The sequence below is a fragment of the Gemmatimonadota bacterium genome (assembly GCA_022560615.1).
Lineage (GTDB): Bacteria > Gemmatimonadota > Gemmatimonadetes > Longimicrobiales > Gaopeijiaceae > UBA1138.
Genome location: JADFSR010000016.1, coordinates 1 through 19,258, shown reverse-complemented (window position 1 = coordinate 19,258; position 19,258 = coordinate 1). Strand labels below are relative to the sequence as shown.

Below are 19,258 nucleotides of genomic sequence, written 5' to 3'. Positions count from 1 at the left end.
AGAGATCTAGGCTCCGGCGCCGATCGCCTCAGTTTTCATCTCACGAAGTCCGATTCGGAGCTCCGCGGAGGTAGCCACGGCGGGCGCGGCGGCCGGGATCTGCTCCGGGCACTCCAGGGACTTTCGGGCCGCCTCGGCTGCGAACAGCGTCCGGTTGAAGCCGTGCCGCTCGGCAAAGTCGATCGCGCGCGCCAGCCACTCGTCGGCCTCGCGCAGACGACCGAGAGCCCGGTACGACAGGCCGCGATAGTACAGGATCTCCGCAGCCGCCGCACGTTGCCCGCTTTCCCACCCGAGCGCGTCGCATCGCGCGGCTCGGAGCTCGAAAGCGGTCTCGTCACCGCGCAGGGCAGCCAGATACGCCAAGGCGTCCCAGGCGTATACCAAGTAGTAGTTCTCGTGAGACTGGTATGCCACCACGGTCCAAGCGTCTTCGGCCGCGGACCATTCGCGGGCTTCGGCGAGCGCGCCCCCGAGGACCGCCAGGCAGCGGAGTCGCTTCGACTGCTCCTGACTTGTACTGACCGCTCGCCACCCGTACTCCAGCGCCCGGGGAAGATCGTCAGCCTGCTGCTCGAGCGTGACGAGCTCCAGGTATACCGTCGCCAGGGTGCCCGAGTCGCCGCCGGCTGTCGCAAACTCGAGCGCTTCGAGCAGGCCCGAGCGAGCTGCAGGCAGGTTCCCGCGCTCCCGATGGATGACCGCGATCCCCGCCATCGTGCGAGCGACTCCGGTCTGGTCACCAACCGCCAGCGCCACCTGCTGCGCGAGCAGGTACCAGTGGCGAGACTCGTCCCAACGACCGAATCGACGCAGCACGCGCCCTGTGAAGCGCGCGGCGTCGATCGCCTGAGCCGGAAGGCCCGTGGAGGCCGCAATGTCGTAGGCGCAGCCGTATAGCTCGATAGCTCCATTTTCGTGCCCGTCCGCCTCGACTTCCGCGCCGAGCTCGGTGAGAGCAACCGCAAGTTCGTCGAACCGGATCGCCTCGAATGCGTCCAGGACTTGGTGCCAAAGGTCGACCTCTGCGCACTCGTCGAAGCCGGCCGCCGCGATTTCCCTTCGCGCCAAGATTACTTGCTCCGCCACCCGATCCGCGGGAAGCGTCATGTCGTCGTCGATCAACATCCGAACCAATCGCACGACCGCGAAGCGCTGGCTGATCTTGCGACTGACGCCTTGGTCGGCCTCCCGCCCCTCGATATCCTTGAGGGTCGGCCAACCCGCAAAACGTCGTTCAGAACTCCCCGCCTCTCCGCGCTCGCTCTCCGTCCCGTCCAGATCTCGGTGCAGGACCACAGCGGAGCATTCGCCCGCGAGGAACATGATCCGCTCCCGCGCCTCCGTGTCGAGCGTCGCTCGAGAAGCGGCCGACTCGGCAACGAGGAACCACGCCCGGGTGCCGTCGCTGCCCAGCGCGACCGCCAGCGAGCTGTGCATAGTGTACGTGCCGGGCTCATCGAGTGCACCCGGAACGCCCAGTTCCCAAGCCCTGCGCAGCGGCTCCGCCGCGAACGAGCGGCGGGGCTGGTCTGAACGCAGGTCCAGAACTACGTGGGGATGCACCAGGCCTGGGCCGTACTCATCGACCCACACGATCGCAGCGCGATCCGCCCCGGTGATGGCGGCGGACTCAGCGACGTGTGTGAGGAGCGCGAGGCGACTCTCCGAGGCACCATATAGCGATTCCGCGATCCGCAGGCGCTGGGCGCGTCGATCGCGATATTCCTCGAAGCGGAGAACGTTCGAAGTGGACACGGCTCTCCTCGCCAATACTATGTCGGGGGCATATTCCAATTTAGCGAAAGTCGCGAGCCAATCTAGCGAAAGTCGCGAGGGTCACACAACGACCCAGCCGTCGACCGATTCCCCATGACTCTCCCCATGCGGGGCCTCCCCACCGATCTCGGCCTTCTTCTCATGGCGGCGATCTGGGGGATCAACTTCTCGGTCCTCAAGGTCGTCCTCGGCGATCTCGATCCGCTCGCGCTCAACGCGTTGCGCTTCCCGCTCGCGGCACTGGCTCTTTGGACCCTGGTCCGCCGGCTTCCGGGATCCTCTAGGCCGAAGCCTGCCGACATCGGCCGAGTCCTCTTCCTGGGCGTTCTAGGCAACATCGCGTACCAGCTCTGCTTCATCTTCGGGCTCGACTGGACCTTCGCTGGCAACGCTAGCCTGTTGCTGGCGACCACTCCGATATGGACCATCATTCTCTCGAGCGCCGTTGGGCACGAGCGCCCCGGGACATGGATGTTCGCCGGGATCATCGGCACGGTCGCCGGCATGTTCCTGGTGATCGCGGGACGCGGCGACGCGCTCGCCTTCGGCAGCGATTCGCTACGAGGCGACCTCCTGATGGTGACGGCCGCCATTCTTTGGTCGATCTACACGGTCGGGGGCCGCAAGCTCGTAGGCCACTACGGGGCCCTGCGCATGACGGCGTGGACCCTGTGGGCTGCCACGCCGTTTCTGGTGCTCATGGGGGTTCCGTCGCTTCTCAGGACGGACTTCGGCGCGGTCTCGATCGGCGCATGGCTGGGCGTCGTGTACTCGGGGCTGATGGGGATCGGGGTTGCCTACCTGCTCTGGTACCGGGGCGTCCAACGCCTCGGCAATAGCCGAACGGCGGTCTATGCCAACTTGGTTCCGGTAGCGGCTCTGATCACCGCATGGATCTGGCTCGGCGAGGTGCCGTCAGGACCGCAGGTCGCGGGCGCGGCGGTGATCTTGGCGGGGCTTTCTCTTGCGAGGTTCGCTCAGTCGCCGGAACCCAACTGATCGCGGTGGAGAAGCTCGGGAAACTCGTAGTACAACACGCCTTCCTTGGAGATCTCCGAACGGATTCGAAAGCCGTCGTCCATCGACGTGAGGATCTTGTCCGCGGTGGCAATCGGCAGGTTCATGTCCGCCGCGACCTCGGTGACGGTCAGCCTCCCCCCCCTCATGCCGGCGAGCTTGAGGATCTTCCTCTCGAGCCCCTGCATGATGGCTTTGCGACGGTCCTGCAGGCCCTGCCATCCCCAGTAGAACGCCGCGGACCCACCGGCGCCAAGGACCGAGCCGACCGCAACCGCGGCCATCTCCCATTCCACGAACCCGATCAGCACCATCAAGCTCGCCATCAGGATCATGGCCACACCGGCGATCCGACGTTTGAGGCCGGCGCTCGGCAGTCGTTCGTCCGGTTCCGCCTCGAGCATGAACCTCTCGGCGTCCGGACCGGTGGCTGCGAGCGCCCTCGACGCGTGCTCCCAACCCAGACCGCAACGGGCACAGATGAGGTGCTTGCGACGGGCGGCCCAGTAGATGAGGCCGCCGAATCCGTACGTGAACAGCGATACGCCCACGAGCATGCCGACGTGTCCAGCTCTACGGAAATAGGGAATCCCCTCGCCCTGGTAGGAGCACTTGGGGCACCGGCGCACTCCCGCGGGCCGCGTCAGCGCCATTCCGACCGGCGTGGACGTCCCGCATGTGGGACACCGTACAACGCCCGGTTGAAGATTCTCGCCGCAAGTAGAACAGCGCATGGACCGCCGGAAACAGATGGTTGTCTAAATCGACTCTGCTCCTTACGTGGAGCCAAGTGAGAAGATTCAGCCCTTTTGGCCTACTTTTCGAGGCTAGTTCAGCCGAATCACCCGCATCCTGAGGGCCGCGCCGGAGGGGCTCGCCCCCCCGGCCTCACCGCCGAGCCGTAACGTCACCGACCCTTGCAAGGTCGGTACCACAATGTAGTACTGCACGGATGAGGACCATAGCGATCCCGAGCGCGTGAAGTCCGCGGATCCGAGCGTCTCGGGCTGCAGCACATAGTCATCGCCGAGCAGTTCCCTGAGATCCAGTCCCGGATAAGTGAGACGGCTCTCGACCGCCTCGTGCCCATCCACGTAGATCGCTGTCCACCAGTCGGCGAGCAGCTTCTCCCATGGGACGCCGGCACGCACTGTGACGTTGTCCGTCCCGGTCGTGGTCGTGCGCGTGAGCTGTCCGAGAACGCTCCCTCCCTTCTGCGCGGCGAGGTACAGAACGTGCAGCCATCCCCCACCGCGTTCCGCCAGCGACCCGATACCGTCGGCCCCGAGCAAGCTCACGGCCGACGGGTCGAGTAGATATCGGCGGGCTCGTTCCAGGTTTCCCTCTCTAAACAGCTCAGTGGCGTGTGCGTTCTCTGCCAGCTCGTACTCGCGTGCGACCAGCTCCTCGGCCATCTGCGCCAGCCCCTCGGAAAGCCAGAGCGCCTCGGTGGATGCGGCCTCGAGGACCAGGACCCGTTCGTTGAAGTGTACCATGTGTTGGAACTCATGTGCCAGAATCGCAGGCGTTACTTCGAGCACCCTGTCCTTCGGCCTCGGGTCGGAAAACTGTCCGGTCGGGTCTGGCACCAGGGAGTAGAAGATCTCCGCGCTGTTGCTGCCTTCGCGTTCGGGGAGCAGGTCGATACCGTAGTAGAAACCGCCCACGAAGCCGACCGAGCCCTTCCGAGTGAGGCGATTCACGGTGGGCGTGAAGAGGATGACGACGCGTTGGTTACCATCCAGGTCCGACACACCTCCGAAGGCATCCGTCACCGTCGGATATACGACTTCGTCGAAGCGCCGCGCGAACTCTTCCAGGTCGTCTGGACCGAGGCCACCCGCAGGAGCAGTCTCGTCCACGTAGAGCACGGCTTGGGAGCCCACGTACTCCGCCACCGCGCGGACTTCGTCGAATTCTTTGTCCGCATTGAACACCTGGAAGGTCCGGCGGTCGCCCACGCTCGGTACGACGGACTCGACTCGAAGCGGCGCCGACCGTGTCCGGGCGACCCCCTCGCGCACGAGCGCGGCCTCACGGCGCCTGAGCAATTCCTCGAAGCGCGTCTGCGGCGGCACTCCTCCGTCCGTCGGTATCGCGCGAGCAGCGGGCGCCGGCTGAGCCAGCGCCAACCCAGCACCGACGAGTCCGGTCAGTTGGAACCCATGCTGTGCGGCGCCGATCGTGCTGGCCGACATCGCGAGCACCAGGTACGACGCGCCACCGAGACCGGGCATGCGCAGACACGGGAACGTGGAGTCATCGGACACGTCGACGACCTCGCCCACTGCGAGCACCGTTGTCTGCGTGCCCCCGACCACTTCGAGCGCCCGGGCTTCGCTCTTCACGGTGCCCAACTGCGCGGTCACCTGAACGGACCGGGTCGGCAGGCACGTAGGCACTACGACCTCGAGTTGCGTGGTGCTCGCAGACGTCACGCGTCCGCGGATGCCCGAGAAGAGTACGACGTTGTGATCCGGCGTTGGGCTGAAGCTGTTCCCCAGCAGCGTGATCGTGGCGCCCGCGGGCGCCTCCGCGATGGAGAGCGCGTCGAGCACCGGCCGTTCCACCGCGAAGAGTGTGAAGTTCACCGTCGCGGACTCCTGCTCGGTGACGGAGGCTTTGATCACGACGTCACCCGGTACGCCGCCAAGGCGTATGCTCGCAAACGCCGAACCCGACTCGTCGGTCAGCGTGGCTCGTGAGCCCGCGAACGTCGCGTCGCCTTCGACGACCTCCCAGAGGACACCGACGTCCTCCTTGGGCTTCCCGGTCGAAGCCGTACTCACGACTACCTGCAGGCGCGCAGGCAACGCCTGTCCCAAGGCCCCGAACTGTCCGTCACCGCTCGCGACGACGATTTCCACCGGCGCGAGAGCCGGCTCGGTCGGATTGTCGCTACACGCGGCCACACAGAGGAGGAGGGCAGCCGCAGCTCGTAGCCAGCTCGTTCTCACAGCCGTCGTCGCTCGCGCTCGACGCTCAGCAGGTCGACGATCGGGGTGCCGGTCAGAACGGATGCCCCAGTCCGGACTCTGGCCGTCACGGTGAGGAACTCGAGCGGAACCAATCCTTCCACTTCCGCCAGGCGATCTGGCGGGACAGCGACGTACACGAATTGTCCGCCCTCTCCACCAAAGCGGCACAAGAGGAACGGCTCCCCCTCGAAGAAGTCCGTTCGCACCGCCTCCGCCTTCTCCTGAGAGATGAACTGTAGACGCCACGAAACGACGCGCCCGGCGAACGCATCGGGGTCCACAGCGACATCGTCCGGCGACAGGACCGCGGGTTCGTCCGAGCCATCCTCGGACGTAGGGGTGTCCGGCTGCCATATCCACCCTTCCACTCGTACGCGGACCCAGTTCCCCTGCCTGGCGGTCACCTCGAGCTGGGCCCGTGGAGCCGCCCTCGCGAGCGTGTCACCGTCTGGCGCCGCGAGAATCACAGCCCCGTTCGCTCCGACGTCCAAGAAGCCGACGGGCCGGCTAGTCGACGGCGGCGAGGGAGTCGGGCTGGTGGGCGAGACCGGCGTGGGGACATCCGCGACCTCGGCTACCGAGGGGCCCCACACCCACCCCCGGCGGCGGATCAGAATCCACCCCGGAACCCGACGGACCTCCTCGAGTAGGGTGCCGCGTCTCAAGCGTCCGAGGATCGTCCCCGATGGCGTGTCCCTGAGGTTCTCTCCCTCTGGCTCGGAGACCACGAGCTCGAAGGCCGCGTCGGTACTCACTTGCAGGGAGCGGGTCCACATCCATCCCTCGAGATCCACCTGGACCCAATTGCCCCGCCGCCCCACGATCTGCATCCGAACTCCACCATTGAGGCGGGCGATGACCTCACCGTTGGGCGTCCTACGAAAATTCTCCTCCGCGCGAAGGCGTGCGGTGCCCTGTGCGTGGACCCCCTCGGCGCCGAGCAGAAGCAACGAGACGAGGAGGACAAACCATCCGTGAGTAGTACCTCTCTGGCTCGGCATCAGGGCTGAAACGATCCGGGTCGGATGGTGTTAGAAGTGCGTCCGCTCAACCTGAAATCTGCCCGGGCTGTCGAATATCGTCAATAAATCCAACGTGGGAGAGGAGCGCTTCCCCTTCATGCGCGTTTCGCTGCGTACTCTTCGCGGTGCCGCATTGCTGGCACTCATGCTGGCACCGTCGTGGGCGGACGCCCAGACGATTCCGTCTCCGTACTCGTATTTCGAGGCCAAAAAAGAGACCGGTCCGGTCATCGGGTACATGAGCGCGGCCACCGGTCGTTTCGGCTACGGCCCCCCTGGGGGGCCACTGCTGGGAGGTCGCTGGGGCATCGAGCTCACGGGCCCGCTGTCCTTCGAGGCTGTCGGAGGCCTCCTCAGCGGGAGCCGAGACATCGTGAACCCCGGTCGCGACGAAGGAGAGCGAACGGTGGGAGAAGCGGACGTGCGCATGATGACCGTGGATGTGCGCTTGAAGTTCAGCTTCGCAGGAGACCGCACTTGGCACGACATCGCCCCCTTCATCGTGTTCGGAGCCGGTATGGCGTTCGACCTGGCCGGTGCCGACCCGCTCGAGGACGACCTGGAGCCTGCGGACCGCTTCGATTTCGGTAACTCCTTCTTCGGTACGCTTGGCGGGGGAAGTCGATGGTTCGTCACGGATCGACTGGGGGTGCGGGCGGACGCAGTTTTTTCGCTCTGGAAGCTCAAGACGCCGCCCGGCTTCAGTGATCCTGAGCGGGGCTTCGACAACGTTGAAGAAGGTGAGTGGGTAAGGGGCCTCAGCTTCACCATCTCGGGCCTCTGGCGCTGGTAGTGACGGAGCAGTGAGCGACCCCTCGCCTACTCAGTTCGAAGTCCGCCCCGCGGACTGGCTGAGTCTCGACGAGGCGCAGAGCCGCATCTTCACCGAGGTCGGCCGACTACCGGCAGAGTTCATCGACGTCCCAGACAGCGTGGGGCGGGCTTTGGCCGAGGACCTCGAGGCGACCGCGACCCTGCCGCCGTGGGACAACAGCGCCATGGACGGCTACGCGGTGCTCGGTGAAGACATCGCCGGTGCGAGTCCGTCCACCCCGGTCGTGCTGACCGTGACGGGCGCGGTTCGCGCCGGCGAAGTGCCCGGCGCGCCGGTCGGGCCCGGGCAGGCGGTCCGGATCATGACCGGTGCGCCCGTCCCCTCCGGCGTGGACTCCGTCGTTCGCGTCGAAGACACCGACGCCGAAGCCGACTCCGGTTTCGTGCGCGTCCTTCGCGACCGGGACAAAGGACGCAACATCCGGCCCGCCGGAGCGGACATGCAGCTCGGAGAGGTGGTGCTCGTAGCGGGCCAAGTCGTGACACCGGGCACGATCGCGGCGCTCAGCGCTCTCGGGCTCATGTCCGTTTCCGTTGTCCGCCGCCCCACGGTTGCGATTCTGGCTACGGGTGACGAACTGCGGACGCCTGAGCGGTATGACGACGTCCGTGCCGGTGCCGGGATCCCGGAATCGAACGGGCCGATGCTCGCGGCGGCCGTCACACACGCGTCTGCGGTCCCCATCCGATTGGGAACCGCCACGGATGACGAGCACGACCTGCGCGAGCGGATCGAGAACGCAGCAGATGCCGACGCACTAGTGACGATCGGAGGTGCCTCGATGGGTGAGGCCGACCTGGTGAAGCGGGTTCTCGACGACCTCGGGTTCGAACAGAGCTTCTGGCGCGTCCGTATGCGCCCGGGGAGCCCATTCGGCTTCGGGTGGCTCCCGCGGTCGGAGGGCAAACAGCCTGTCTTCGGGCTGCCGGGAAATCCGTCTTCGGCGTTCGTCACCTTCGAGCTCTTCGTTCGTCCGTTCCTACTCGCGCTGGCCGGGCATCGGAACATTTTGCGCCGGACCGTTCGGTGCGTCGCGGGAGAGCCACTGAAGGGTCCAGCCGACCCCACGTGTTTCCTCAGAGTCGGCCTCGACTCGGCGTCGCACCCCCCCCAGGTCACGTTGGTCGGACCGCAGGGCTCAGGACTCGTGAGAACGCTGCATGCGGCCGACGGGCTGGCGGTGCTCCCACATGGAATCCGAGAGATCGCGAAGGGTGAGCCCGTCGATGTGATGCTCATCGACGACGCGCCGGCGGCGGAGCCGTTCCGGACGGCGTGAGGGGCGTTTGCCTCGCTCTGGCGGCCTCCACGGTCGTCGCTTGCTCGGCCCCGCGCTGGCCCGTCGATGCTCCGATGACGTCCCCCTACGGTCTGCGACTCATGGGGTTGCGACCGGATATCCACAGAGGCGTCGACCTGGACGTGCCGGAGGGGACGTTGGTACACGCCATGAACGACGGTCGCGTGCGTTTCGCCGGTGTCATGAGCGGGTACGGGAACGTCGTGTGGCTCGAGCACGGGAAGAACGTGCTCACGCTGTACGCGCATCTATCCCAGATCCGGGTCACGCGAGGTGATGACGTAGACGGCGGTGCCGTCATCGGGCTCAGCGGCGCCACCGGGGACGCGGCCGGGCCCCACCTCCACTTCGAAGTGTGGAGGTGGGGCCGTGAGGTCGATCCCGTCCCGCTCCTCGGTGGGCGTCCGGGTGGCCAGTCGCGCTAGACCGACTTGTTGGCGTCAGTCGGCCGCTTTCAATGCAGCCACCTCTTCCGCGAGCCGGGGTAGGATCTCGAAGAGATCCCCCACGATGCCGTAGTCGGCCACGCCGAAGATGGGCGCATCCGCGTCCCTGTTGATGGCTACGATCGTCTGCGACGTGCGCATTCCGGCGAGGTGTTGAATCGCGCCCGAGATTCCGACCGCGAAGTACAGCTTCGGCGCGACTGTCTTGCCTGTCTGGCCCACCTGCTCGCCGTGTGGGCGCCATCCAGCGTCCACCACGGCCCTGGAGGCGCCGAGCGCGACGCCGGGCCCCAGGGCGTCTCTGAGCGCCTCCAGTAGGCCCCAGTTCTCCGGATCCTTCATGCCCCGCCCTCCCGAGACGATGGTCGTCGCCTCGGACACATCGAGCGCCCCGTTCGACGCGGCCTTCCGTTCCACGACCCGAATCCGCCACGTGGACGGGTCGACGTCCGGGGTGAACGTGGTCACCTCGCCTTCCGCGGCATGCTGCTCGACCGGGAAGACGTTGGGCCGGATCGTGATCATCGCTGGCACCGCATCGATCGACAGGTGCGCGAATGCCTTGCCCGAATAGACCGGCTTGATGATCGACAGCACTCCGTCGTCAACCTCGATACCCGTAGCATCGGAAGCGAGAGGCACGTCGAGCATCGCCGCAACCCGAGGGGCGACGTCCTTGCCGAGTATCGTGGCCGGCAAGATCACTGCCGCGAAGTCACCCGACCGGATTTGGTCCGCAAGGATCGGCGCGTAGCCTTCCGGGTTGTAATCCGCCAGCGCCTCGTGCTCTCCGACTGCGACCGAGGCTGCACCCACCGCGCCGAGCGCGCCGGCCGCCTCGGACAGCCCCGGACCCCCCAGCGCCACGACGCGCGCTGAGCCGCCGAGCTGGCTCGCCAGACGTGCCGCGGTGCTGACCGCCTCACGCGCCGCACTTCCGATCTGTCCGGCCCTCTGTTCGGCGAAGGCGAGTACGTCCGTCATAGCGCGTTCGCTTCTTCGCGAAGAAGACGAAGGAGCTCGGGGACTGCGGCGGGACCTTCGCCCACGATGCGTCCGGCCGCACGCGGTGGCGGCTCGCTCAAACGAGCCACCCGAAGACGCGCAGGGGTAGACGTGGCCTCTTTCTCCTCGAGTGGCTTCCGCTTGGCGGACATGATGCCCTTTAGGGAAGCGTAGCGCGGCTCGTACTCGCCCTTGGTGATCGTGAGCACCGCCGGCAGGTCGACCTCCGTCACCTCCACGCCACCTTCCACCTCGCGGTGACAAACCGCCATGTCGCCATGCACTTCGAACGACGCCACACCGGTCACGCAGGGGCGGTTCAGGAGCGTCGCCACCATCGGGCCGACCTGCTGCTGGTCATCGTCCGCTGCTTTGACCCCGAAGAGGATCAACGCAGCGTCGGAGCCGTGCAATTCGCTCGCCAACGCCTTCGCCGTCGCGAGACCGTCCATGCCGGCGTCGGCAGTCAAGAGAAGTGCGCTGTCCGCGCCCATCGCGAGGCCCGCGCGCAGCGATTCCTGGGTCGACGCGTCGCCGAGGCTCAACAGAGACACGGTCCCGTCGCCTGCGGCTTCCTTGGTTCGAAGCGCTGCCTCGATCGCGAATTCATCATACGGGCTGACAATGAACTTGACCCCGGTAGGGTCGATTCCAGTTCCATCGATTCGGATGCGGGTCTCGGTGTCCGGAACCCGCTTCACACAGACTGTGACGTTCAACGACGTGCACTCCGATGTGGCGTGGACGCGACCGGTCCACCGCTGTTTGGTGTCGCGGCGGGTACCCCCGTCCCAGGGTCGTGATCCGCTATAATGTCGCGCCTAGAAGACCGAAGCAGATGGTGGCGATCCCGCCACCGATCAGAGCGTAGGGAAGCTGAGTGCGAACGTGGTCGATGTGGTCGGTCGCCGACGCCATCGACGAGATGATGGTGGTGTCGCTGATGGGCGAGCAATGGTCGCCGAAGATGCCGCCGGACAGCGCCGCGGCCAAGAACGGAGCGATCGGCAGACCCAGGCCTGCGGCGGCCGGCACCGCGATGGGAAGCATGATCGCGAAGGTGCCCCAGCTCGTTCCGGTCGAGAACGCGATTCCCCCTGAGACGAGAAACACGAGAGGCAGGTAAACGAAGTTCGGCATCGTGCCCCGGGTCACCTCTGCAACGTATTCGCCGGTCCCCATGAGGTCCACGACGTCGCCGAGCGCGATCGCGAGTAGCAGGATTAACGCAAGCGGCACCAGACCCCCGGCCCCCTTCAGTCCGATCTTGACCAGCTCGGCGGTGGTGAACGCCGCTTGCACGCGCAGCATCACCCACGCCACGGCGAGACCGAAGAGCACCGACCACAGCACGCTCGTCGAGCCGCTTCCGTCGGCGAAAACGCCGTTGCCGGTGATGTACAGCCCGATCGGCATGAAGGCGACCATCGCGGCAATCGGCGCGACCATGTTGATCGCCCGCGGCGGGATCGTATCGATCGGCTCGGGCGAGAGCACGTCCTCGTCGATCATCGGGGTCGCGTCCGGCCATAACAGCTCACCCGCCTGGGTCCGCTCCTCCGCCTTCTTCATCGGGCCGACATTGATGTCCCACAAGATCACGGCGAGGACCATCAATACCGCCACGATCGCGTAGAAGTTGAAGGCGATCGACTGCACGAAGACGCCGAGGGCGTTCTCGACCCCGAGGCCCTCGAGAATCTGCAGGTTGTACGCGCCCCACGCATTCAGGGGGATGAGAATGCAGATCGGAGCCGACGTCGAGTCGATGATGTATGCGAGCTTTTCTCTCGAGCACCTGTAGCGATCAAAAAGAGGGCGGGCGGTCGAGCCGGCGACAAGCACCGTGATGTTCGATTCGATGAAGATCACGACTCCGGTCGCCCACGCGAGCAGTTGCGCCCGTTTCGCCGAGTTGACCCACTTGTTCTGCTCCAGGAAGAGCACGAAGCCGCGCACGCCCCCGGACGCCTCCACCGTCGCGATGAGCGCCCCGATCGCGATCGTGAACATGATCGCCCGCGCGTCGCCGTCGCTGCCGAACACGTCGACCGTGCCCTGGATGGCTGCCGCGAGCCCGGCCACCGGGTTCCAGCCCGAGAGGATGGTCCACGCGAGCCACAGGCCCCCCGCCAACGACAGATAGACCTGTTTGGTCCAGATCGCGAGCACGATCGCGAGCACTGGCGGGAGCAGGGAGATCCAGGTCGGATCGCTCATTCGCGTGTTCCTTCGCAGGCCGTTGAAGATCGTTTCGTGCCCCCCGGATGACGGGACACTCCGGAGGCGCCGAAAACATAGAACCGATACGGCCAGTCCGCCGCTGCGCTCACGCCGATGCGCGTCGAGACGCCCACCAGATCGCGCGGCACGGCCCATCCGGCCTGCAACTGCAGCGGCTCGGCACGCAGGTCGTGTCCGTACAGATCACCGGTAACCCCCAGCGCCTGACAGAGCCTGCCCGGGCCCGTACTCAACGGCTCGCGACCTCGGCGCTCCTTCATCACCTCCAGCCCCTCCAGCGCATGCAACCCCCGCAGCAGCACAGCTCCTGCTTCCCCCTCGGGCCCCGTGACAACGTTCATGCACCAGTGCATACCGTAGATTCGATACACGTAGCTGAAGCCGGCCGGGCCGAACATCACGGCGTTCCGTTTCGTGAGACCGCTGACCGTCGCGGCATGAGACGCGGGATCCGCCGGACCGTCGTACGCCTCCGTCTCGACGATCACGCCAGATGTTCGCCGGCCACCGATCGTTGATACGAGACGATGCCCGAGCAGATCCCGTGCCACCTCGAGCGTGGGCCGGCGGAGGAGACCCTCAGGAAGCTCGGCGGCGGGAGCGAGGCCGGACGTCCACGGCAGGAGGCTAGGACCGACTCCGTGGGCCACGGCCTCGACCGCCCCTGCGTCCGCCGCGTCCGCCCTTGCTTCCGCCTGCGTCCGATTCGCCTGAAGTACGCCGCGTGTAATCGGCACGCCACGCATCGAGCAGTTGCTCCGCACGGGAAGGCGGGACGGCTGCCGAAATCGCAGCGGGGTCATCCCGCAATGTTCTGAAGAGGTCCGTTCCAAACCGCTCGACCAACGTCTTCGCGGTCTTCTCCCCCACGCCCTTGTAGCGGTGCGTCAGGTACCGGACGATCGCATCAGCGTCGCTCGGCAGACCCAGCGAGTCGAGATCGACCTCGGCGTCGGCCGGTGTCTCATCGACTGAGGCCGACGCAGACTCCGGCGCATCTGCCGCTGGACTGGAAGTACTGAAGGCCTGGCCCTCGAACAGCAGCGGCTGGTCGTCCGCCCCTCGGCGGCGCGTAGACCCGCGGCGGGGACCGAGGCGAAGACCCAGATCTCCCAGATCGGAGGGGAGCACCTCTACGATCCTGGGGTCGCCGCTCTCGGGCTCTGGAGCGGATTCCGTGGCCGGCTCCGACGTCGATTCCGTGGCCGGCTCGGAGGCCGATACGATCTCGGGTGCGTCGTCGGCTGCGGCCCGAGACTCGAGTTCGGGAGCCGCGTCACCGGCGGCTGCTCCATCCGAAGCGCCGCTCAGGAGCCTCACCTGGAAGTTGCCGCGGTCCGTCCGCTCCACTCCTATGATGCCGTGCTCTGCCGCCTGGGCCAGAAACTTCGAGAATTTCGGGAAGCCCAGCTCGGCCTCATCGAACGCGCGGTCTTTCTGCAGGATCTTTCGCTTGACGTCCGAGTCACGTATGGACTCACGCCCCGCGGCCCGAAGATCCTCCAGCGCGGCTGTCAGCAGAGCATAGGCATCCTGGAGCGGGTCATCGGAGGTCCCGGACACGTCCACCGACGGGGACCCCGTGTCCGGCTTGTCGCGATCGTTCCGATCACGCCGCCCTCGGCCGCCACCTCGGCGAGTGCTAGCCTCACGCGAGTCGGCGGTGGCGGTGGCGGTGCGCCGACCCCGCCCTCTCATGGGTCCGACCTGGTACTGTCCGTTCTCGAGCTTCTTGAGCTTCACGAGCCCGCGCGAAGAAGCCTCCGCAAGGAACTTACTGAACTTGCTGAAGCCCATGCCCGATTCGTCGAAGTTCGCATCCAGCTCCTGCATGACCTGCTTGAGCCGGTCCGACCGCATGACGTCACCTCGCGCAACCATTTTCTTCAGTGCTTCGGCAACGAGCACCCATGGGTCCCGGGCCGCCTGGTGCAGTTCGGTAGTCTTGGTGAGTCCGGTAAGGCTGGTGTAGGAGTAGTACTCGTCGCAGTTCTGGACGAGGATGTCCGAGCTCGATTCCTGAATGCCCACACCGATGACGTACTTTCCGTACTCCTTGAGCTTGAGCACCAAGCTGGAGAAGTCCGAGTCCCCGGTGAGCAGGATATACGTCCCGATCTCGGGACGGATGAAGACGAGCTCGACCGCATCGATCGCCATGCGAATGTCGGTCGCGTTCTTCTTGTTGCTCCCGTAGGCAGGCGCGAAGATCAGATCGACCGACGCCTCCGAGAGCGGCACAATGTACTGCGGATAACGACGCCAGTCGGCATAGGCTCGCTGCACGCTGACCTTTCCCTTGATGACGTCGTTGTCGAGAAGGCTCTTGAGTTCCTTCGAAAGGTCGCTGCGCATACCCATCGTGACGTTGTCGAAGTCGATGAGGAGCGCTGCGTGAGGCGTGTCTTGCGCCGAGGAGCCCGGTCCCCCTTGATGGGGGGCCCTGGTATAGGGTGTACCCATTGCTTTTGTCTCGCAAACTGAATTGTCTTGCCGCGAGACCTCCCCACCCCACCCGCGTTGTTGGATCACGAGAGGGGTCGGGGAAGCCTTCCGGGGGCGCCCACCATGGGCGCCGCGACCCCGTTAGACCGATTCGCTCTCCGACTGAACCACGCGGGAGAGCTCGACCCGCCGCACCTTACCCGTATCCGTACGCGGTAGCACGTCCAGGAAACGGATCAGATCAGGGACCTTGTCCTCCGCGAGGGTCTCGCGGCACCAGTCCACGATCTCGTGACCTGTGACGATTGCACCTTCGACAAGAACGATGCAGGCGCAGATGGCTTCTCCGAGGAGCGGGTCGGCCACGCCGATCACCGCAACCTCTTGTACCGCCGGGTGAGACTCGATTCGGGTCTCGACTTCGCGGGGATACACGTTGAAGCCAGAACGGATGATAACCGTCTTACGTCGGCCGACCAAATGCAGATAGCCCTCTTCGTCCAGGAGTCCGAGGTCCCCGGTGAGGTAATATCCGTTCTCATCGTACGCGTCCGCGGTCTTGTTCGGCTGTCGGTAGTAGCCGATCATGACCCCCGGGCCCTTCACTCCGATCTCGCCAACGCTCTCGACGGGCAGCTCTTCCCCGTCCGACTCGGTGATGCGGATCTCCGTACCGGAAAGCGGCTTGCCCACGGTGAATCGGCGCTTGTCCGCAGGGTCATCTGCGCGCGCGACAGCGAGCGTCGAGGCGGTCTCCGCGAGCGAGTACGCGTTCAAGACCGTGACGCCCAATTCATCGCCGATACGCGCGACGAGATCGTCGTGTACGGGAGCCCCGGCCACCACGGCCAAGCGGAGCGAGCTCAGGTCGCGGCGGCGGACCGCCAGCTGCGCGAGCTCGCCGACGAAAAGCGTCGGTATCCCATAGTGGACGGTGGCCTGGTGCTGTTCGGCCAAGTCGAGCGTCGCGGCGGCGTCCGCCTCATCCTGTAGGATGATGCTCGCTCCAACGAGCAGCGTGGACAGCAGCCCTGGCCCGAGTCCAAAGACGTGAAAGAGTGCCGTGACACCCACCAACCGATCCGATTCCTTCAGGCCGAGCGCATCCGCCGTGCCGGCGGCCGCGTGGATCAAGTTCGTATGACTGAGCTCGACTCCTTTCGGCTTTCCCATCGTGCCGGACGTGTACACGATCGCGAAGCAGTCGCGGCCCGGGTCGAGCACGGGAGCGGGAAAATCGCGTCCTGCACCCGCCGAGATGAGGTCCTCGAACTGAAAGATCCGGTCGTCATACCAGAGGTCCTCGTCCCCGACGGTCGCCAAGTATTGCAGCTCCGGGAGCTGTGGCATCAGCTCCTCGAAGAGCTGGAGATAGTCGATCCCGAAGGCATGCTCCACCGTGACTGCGCAGACCGCCTCCGAGTGCCGCAGCACGTACTTCAACTCGGGGGTAGTGAGACGAGGATTGAGCGGAACGATCGTCGCGCCCAGCTTCGCTGCCGCGAACATCGCGACTACGAATTCCGGACACGGAGGCAGCAGCAGCGCGATCCGGTCCCCGGCCTCGATCCCCAGGTTGGAGAGCGCGGCCGCGAGCGCCTCGGCGTCGCGCTCGATCTCACCGTAGGTCAGCACGCGGTCGTGGAAGCGCAGGTAGGCGCGTCCGGAATCGGAGGTGGCCCGGTTGGCCAGTGCGGACGCGATCGTGAAACCTGCGAAGCGCTCGGTAAGCGCCATGTCAAGCGAGCTCCGCGAGCACGTCCCGCACGAGCGAGTCCGGAATTTCGCGGCTCCATCCTCCGTCGTCCTCCACCTCGCCGAGCCGACGAAGTAATACGTACCGTGTCCTCCCCGAGCGAACTTTCTTGTCGGAACCGAGGAAACGCAACGCAGCTTCCACGTCGAGGGACGGCACGGAGTCGAGCGATAAACCCAGCGTCGAGAGGCTGGGTGCGATCTTGGCTCTCGTGCCCTCCTCCGTGATGCCGAGACGTTCACCGAGCTCAGCTTCGAGCAACATTCCCGCCGCCACCGCGGTGCCGTGACCCATGCCGTACCCGGTAGCCGCCTCGAGCGCGTGGCCCACCGTGTGGCCGAAGTTGAGCACCTGTCGAAAGCCGCCCTCTCGCTCATCCCTCGTGACGACGTCCGCCTTGATGCGCACCGAACGGACGATCGCCTCCGTCGCGGTCTCGATCTCGGCTGCGAGAAGCCGGTCCGCAGCCGCCGTAAGCCACTCGAAGTACTGAGCGTCGAGGATCGCGCCGTGCTTGAAGGCCTCCACGAGACCCTGTACTCGCTCCGCGGTGGGCAGTGTCGCGAGCGTGTCGGGGTCCGCGACCACAGCTCTGGGCGCATGGAACGACCCTACGAGGTTCTTCCCCGCTCGGACATCGACCCCGGTCTTCCCACCCACCGACGCATCGATCATCGCGAGGTAGCTCGTCGGGACCTGCACGACCGGAATGCCGCGTAGGTATGTCGCGGCCACAAAGCCGGCCAGGTCTCCCGTGACACCGCCACCCACGGCGACCACGCAGCTGTCCCGACCATGCCTATCGTCGAGCATGGCGTCGGTGAGGATCGACCAATTCTTGCGTGTCTTGCACGCCTCACCGGCCGGAAAAGAGTAGAGTCGGGCGTCGACCCCGGTCGCCGTCAACGCTTCGAGCACGGCAGAGCCGTACAGCGGCGCCACGTTCTCGTCGGAGATCACCGCGTACCGGTGTGCCCGCGCGTCGTCCGGAAGCAAGGCGGGGAGGCGATCCAGCAGCCCGGAGCCGACGAACACTTCGTAGCTCCCGCCGGCGACTCCGACCTCGACGCCGGTGCCGCGCTCGAGACCCCGCACAGGGATAGTGTCGGTCACTGACGACCTAGAAGGGTGATCGGAGAGGGAGGCGGGCCGCGTTCCCTTCCAGCGCCGTCACCTCTACCGAGACGCCGTCGGGGAAGCCGACTCGGAGCACGGTGGCGGCCAGGCCATCCACGTCCGCAACCTCGAGCGACGCCACCCCGCCGAGGGAAGCGAGCGCGCTGCGGAAGCGCGCCGCGAAGCGATCCCGTGCGGCGGTATCGTCCCAGACGGCGTACCAAATGAGGCCGCGTTCGCCGTTTTCGCCTTCGACGAGTACGTACCGGTCGCCACCCCAACCGTCAGCGAAACGGCCGTTTCCGGGCCCCAGGTGCTGGTCGAGCATCACTCCCAGCTCCAAGCGGCCGAGCACGTCCTCGTGCAAGACCGCGGCGCCGCGGACCGAGATCGCCAGTTCGACCGGCGCATCGTCCCGACTTCCGCCGAGGATTTGCTCCGTCGACGCCGGCAGGTGCTCCCCGAACGGCGCCACCCGCTCCCCTTGCTTCCAGAGGTTCTGGACGTAGCCCGCCCCCTCGAGGTAGGGGAAGAGCAAGCTCTCCTGGATCACCGGTGGCGCGGCCGCAAGCGCCGGAAACTGCGACCTCACGCTTTCGAGCGCCGGGCGAAGTTGCGCCGCGAAGTTCGGGATCGCCCCGAGGTCCACCGGCGAGCCCTGCATCTGCTCGGTCATGTACTCGAGCATCACGAGCGTCGCGTGACCTTCGATCGCTGCCTGCGCGGCGGTCGCCCGATCGTTCCCCAGCTTCGGGTCGGTGAGCGCGTCGAGGTCGACCCACTGATCCTGGATCGCGTGCACGAGCTCGTGCACCAGCAGTCCCTGTAACGACGCCTCCGGCTGGTCGTCCAACACGAAGAGCGCGGTCGAGTCCGGATCATAGAAACCCACGACCTGCTCCGTGTACAGCCGCAGCAGCACCTCGCGCAAGTCCAGCGTCCTCGGAACGAGCCCGAAGAGTGCGTAGGCGTCGACCGTGGCCCGAGCCTCCTCCTCCGGTAGCTCCTCGTCGAGCTTGTTCTCGAGGTAGCGGACCAACTCGTCACGACTCCGCATCTCGATCCGCACGGGTTCGCGCAATTCGAGGCCGGAACGGGTGGCGAGGTCCGGCAACAGCGCCGACGCCAGTTCCCTGAGCTTCGCGTCCGACGATATCACCAAGACGGACCGCGCTTGCTGCGCGGTTCCGCCGCACGCGCCGAAGATGAGGAGCGCGGCGGAAAAGGCTAGAATCCTCCCGACCCTGAACGCACCGAATATCCGCTCGCTGCTACTGCTTCCGGGCGGTATTCGGAGCACGGTCATCGCGAGCAT

The 19,258-nt window shown here is 66.0% G+C and carries 16 protein-coding genes; 4 read left to right on the top strand and 12 right to left on the bottom strand.

The genetic code is table 11. The annotated features are described in order from the left end of the window. Positions 1-6: 6 nt before the first annotated feature. Complete coding sequence (locus tag IIB36_10620) at positions 7-1,758, bottom strand: tetratricopeptide repeat protein (GenBank protein MCH7532192.1); 1,752 nt, start codon at positions 1,756-1,758, stop codon at positions 7-9. 114 nt (positions 1,759-1,872) lie between these two features. Between IIB36_10620 and IIB36_10615 the strand changes: the two genes are divergently transcribed. Then, positions 1,873-2,778, top strand: a complete 906-nt coding sequence (locus tag IIB36_10615) for a DMT family transporter (protein ID MCH7532191.1) — start codon at positions 1,873-1,875, stop codon at positions 2,776-2,778. Here IIB36_10615 and IIB36_10610 read toward each other — a convergent pair. The 3 genes from IIB36_10610 to IIB36_10600 form a co-directional block, all read right to left on the bottom strand. Then, positions 2,757-3,353, bottom strand: a complete 597-nt coding sequence (locus tag IIB36_10610; protein ID MCH7532190.1) for a hypothetical protein — start codon at positions 3,351-3,353, stop codon at positions 2,757-2,759. The two genes, IIB36_10615 and IIB36_10610, sit on opposite strands and share 22 nt — an antisense overlap. Positions 3,354-3,623: 270 nt before the next feature. Further along, positions 3,624-5,753 (bottom strand): hypothetical protein, encoded by a 2,130-nt coding sequence (locus IIB36_10605; protein MCH7532189.1) that lies wholly within the window; start codon positions 5,751-5,753, stop codon positions 3,624-3,626. Next, positions 5,750-6,775: a hypothetical protein gene (locus tag IIB36_10600; protein MCH7532188.1), complete on the bottom strand. Its 1,026-nt coding sequence runs from the start codon at positions 6,773-6,775 to the stop codon at positions 5,750-5,752. The genes IIB36_10605 and IIB36_10600 overlap by 4 nt, the downstream gene beginning before the upstream one ends. Positions 6,776-6,893: 118 nt before the next feature. On the opposite strand from IIB36_10600, the gene IIB36_10595 reads away from it, so the two are divergent. From IIB36_10595 to IIB36_10585, 3 genes are all read left to right on the top strand, one after another. Then, positions 6,894-7,589: a hypothetical protein gene (locus tag IIB36_10595; protein ID MCH7532187.1), complete on the top strand. Its 696-nt coding sequence runs from the start codon at positions 6,894-6,896 to the stop codon at positions 7,587-7,589. Positions 7,590-7,599: 10 nt separating this feature from the next. Next, the gene (locus tag IIB36_10590; protein MCH7532186.1) at positions 7,600-8,910 is read left to right on the top strand and encodes a molybdopterin molybdotransferase MoeA; all 1,311 of its coding nucleotides are present in this window, start codon (positions 7,600-7,602) and stop codon (positions 8,908-8,910) included. A gap of 74 nt (positions 8,911-8,984) precedes the next feature. After that, positions 8,985-9,356 carry a M23 family metallopeptidase gene (locus IIB36_10585; protein ID MCH7532185.1) on the top strand — a complete coding sequence of 124 codons (372 nt, stop codon included), beginning with the start codon at positions 8,985-8,987 and terminating at the stop codon, positions 9,354-9,356. Positions 9,357-9,371: 15 nt separating this feature from the next. Here IIB36_10585 and IIB36_10580 read toward each other — a convergent pair whose 3' ends face one another. The 8 genes from IIB36_10580 to IIB36_10545 all read right to left on the bottom strand — a co-directional run. Then, complete coding sequence (locus IIB36_10580) at positions 9,372-10,361, bottom strand: electron transfer flavoprotein subunit alpha/FixB family protein (protein MCH7532184.1); 990 nt, start codon at positions 10,359-10,361, stop codon at positions 9,372-9,374. Then, entirely contained in the window at positions 10,358-11,101 is a 744-nt protein-coding gene (locus IIB36_10575) for an electron transfer flavoprotein subunit beta/FixA family protein (protein MCH7532183.1), read from the bottom strand. The genes IIB36_10580 and IIB36_10575 overlap by 4 nt, the downstream gene beginning before the upstream one ends. A gap of 88 nt (positions 11,102-11,189) precedes the next feature. Continuing rightward, positions 11,190-12,602 carry a C4-dicarboxylate ABC transporter gene (locus IIB36_10570; protein MCH7532182.1) on the bottom strand — a complete coding sequence of 471 codons (1,413 nt, stop codon included), beginning with the start codon at positions 12,600-12,602 and terminating at the stop codon, positions 11,190-11,192. Beyond that, complete coding sequence (locus IIB36_10565; GenBank protein ID MCH7532181.1) at positions 12,599-13,372, bottom strand: DNA-3-methyladenine glycosylase; 774 nt, start codon at positions 13,370-13,372, stop codon at positions 12,599-12,601. Before IIB36_10565 ends, IIB36_10570 begins: the two co-directional genes overlap by 4 nt. Further along, on the bottom strand, positions 13,254-15,089 hold the full coding sequence (locus tag IIB36_10560) for an NYN domain-containing protein (GenBank protein MCH7532180.1): 1,836 nt from the start codon (positions 15,087-15,089) through the stop codon (positions 13,254-13,256). Before IIB36_10560 ends, IIB36_10565 begins: the two co-directional genes overlap by 119 nt. A 123-nt stretch (positions 15,090-15,212) precedes the next feature. Next, the gene (locus IIB36_10555; GenBank protein ID MCH7532179.1) at positions 15,213-16,808 is read right to left on the bottom strand and encodes an acyl--CoA ligase; all 1,596 of its coding nucleotides are present in this window, start codon (positions 16,806-16,808) and stop codon (positions 15,213-15,215) included. Position 16,809: 1 nt separating this feature from the next. After that, complete coding sequence (aroB, locus tag IIB36_10550) at positions 16,810-17,940, bottom strand: 3-dehydroquinate synthase (protein MCH7532178.1); 1,131 nt, start codon at positions 17,938-17,940, stop codon at positions 16,810-16,812. 7 nt (positions 17,941-17,947) lie between these two features. Then, positions 17,948-19,258 (bottom strand): hypothetical protein (locus IIB36_10545; protein MCH7532177.1); only part of this gene is annotated, 1,311 nt, incomplete at its 5' end.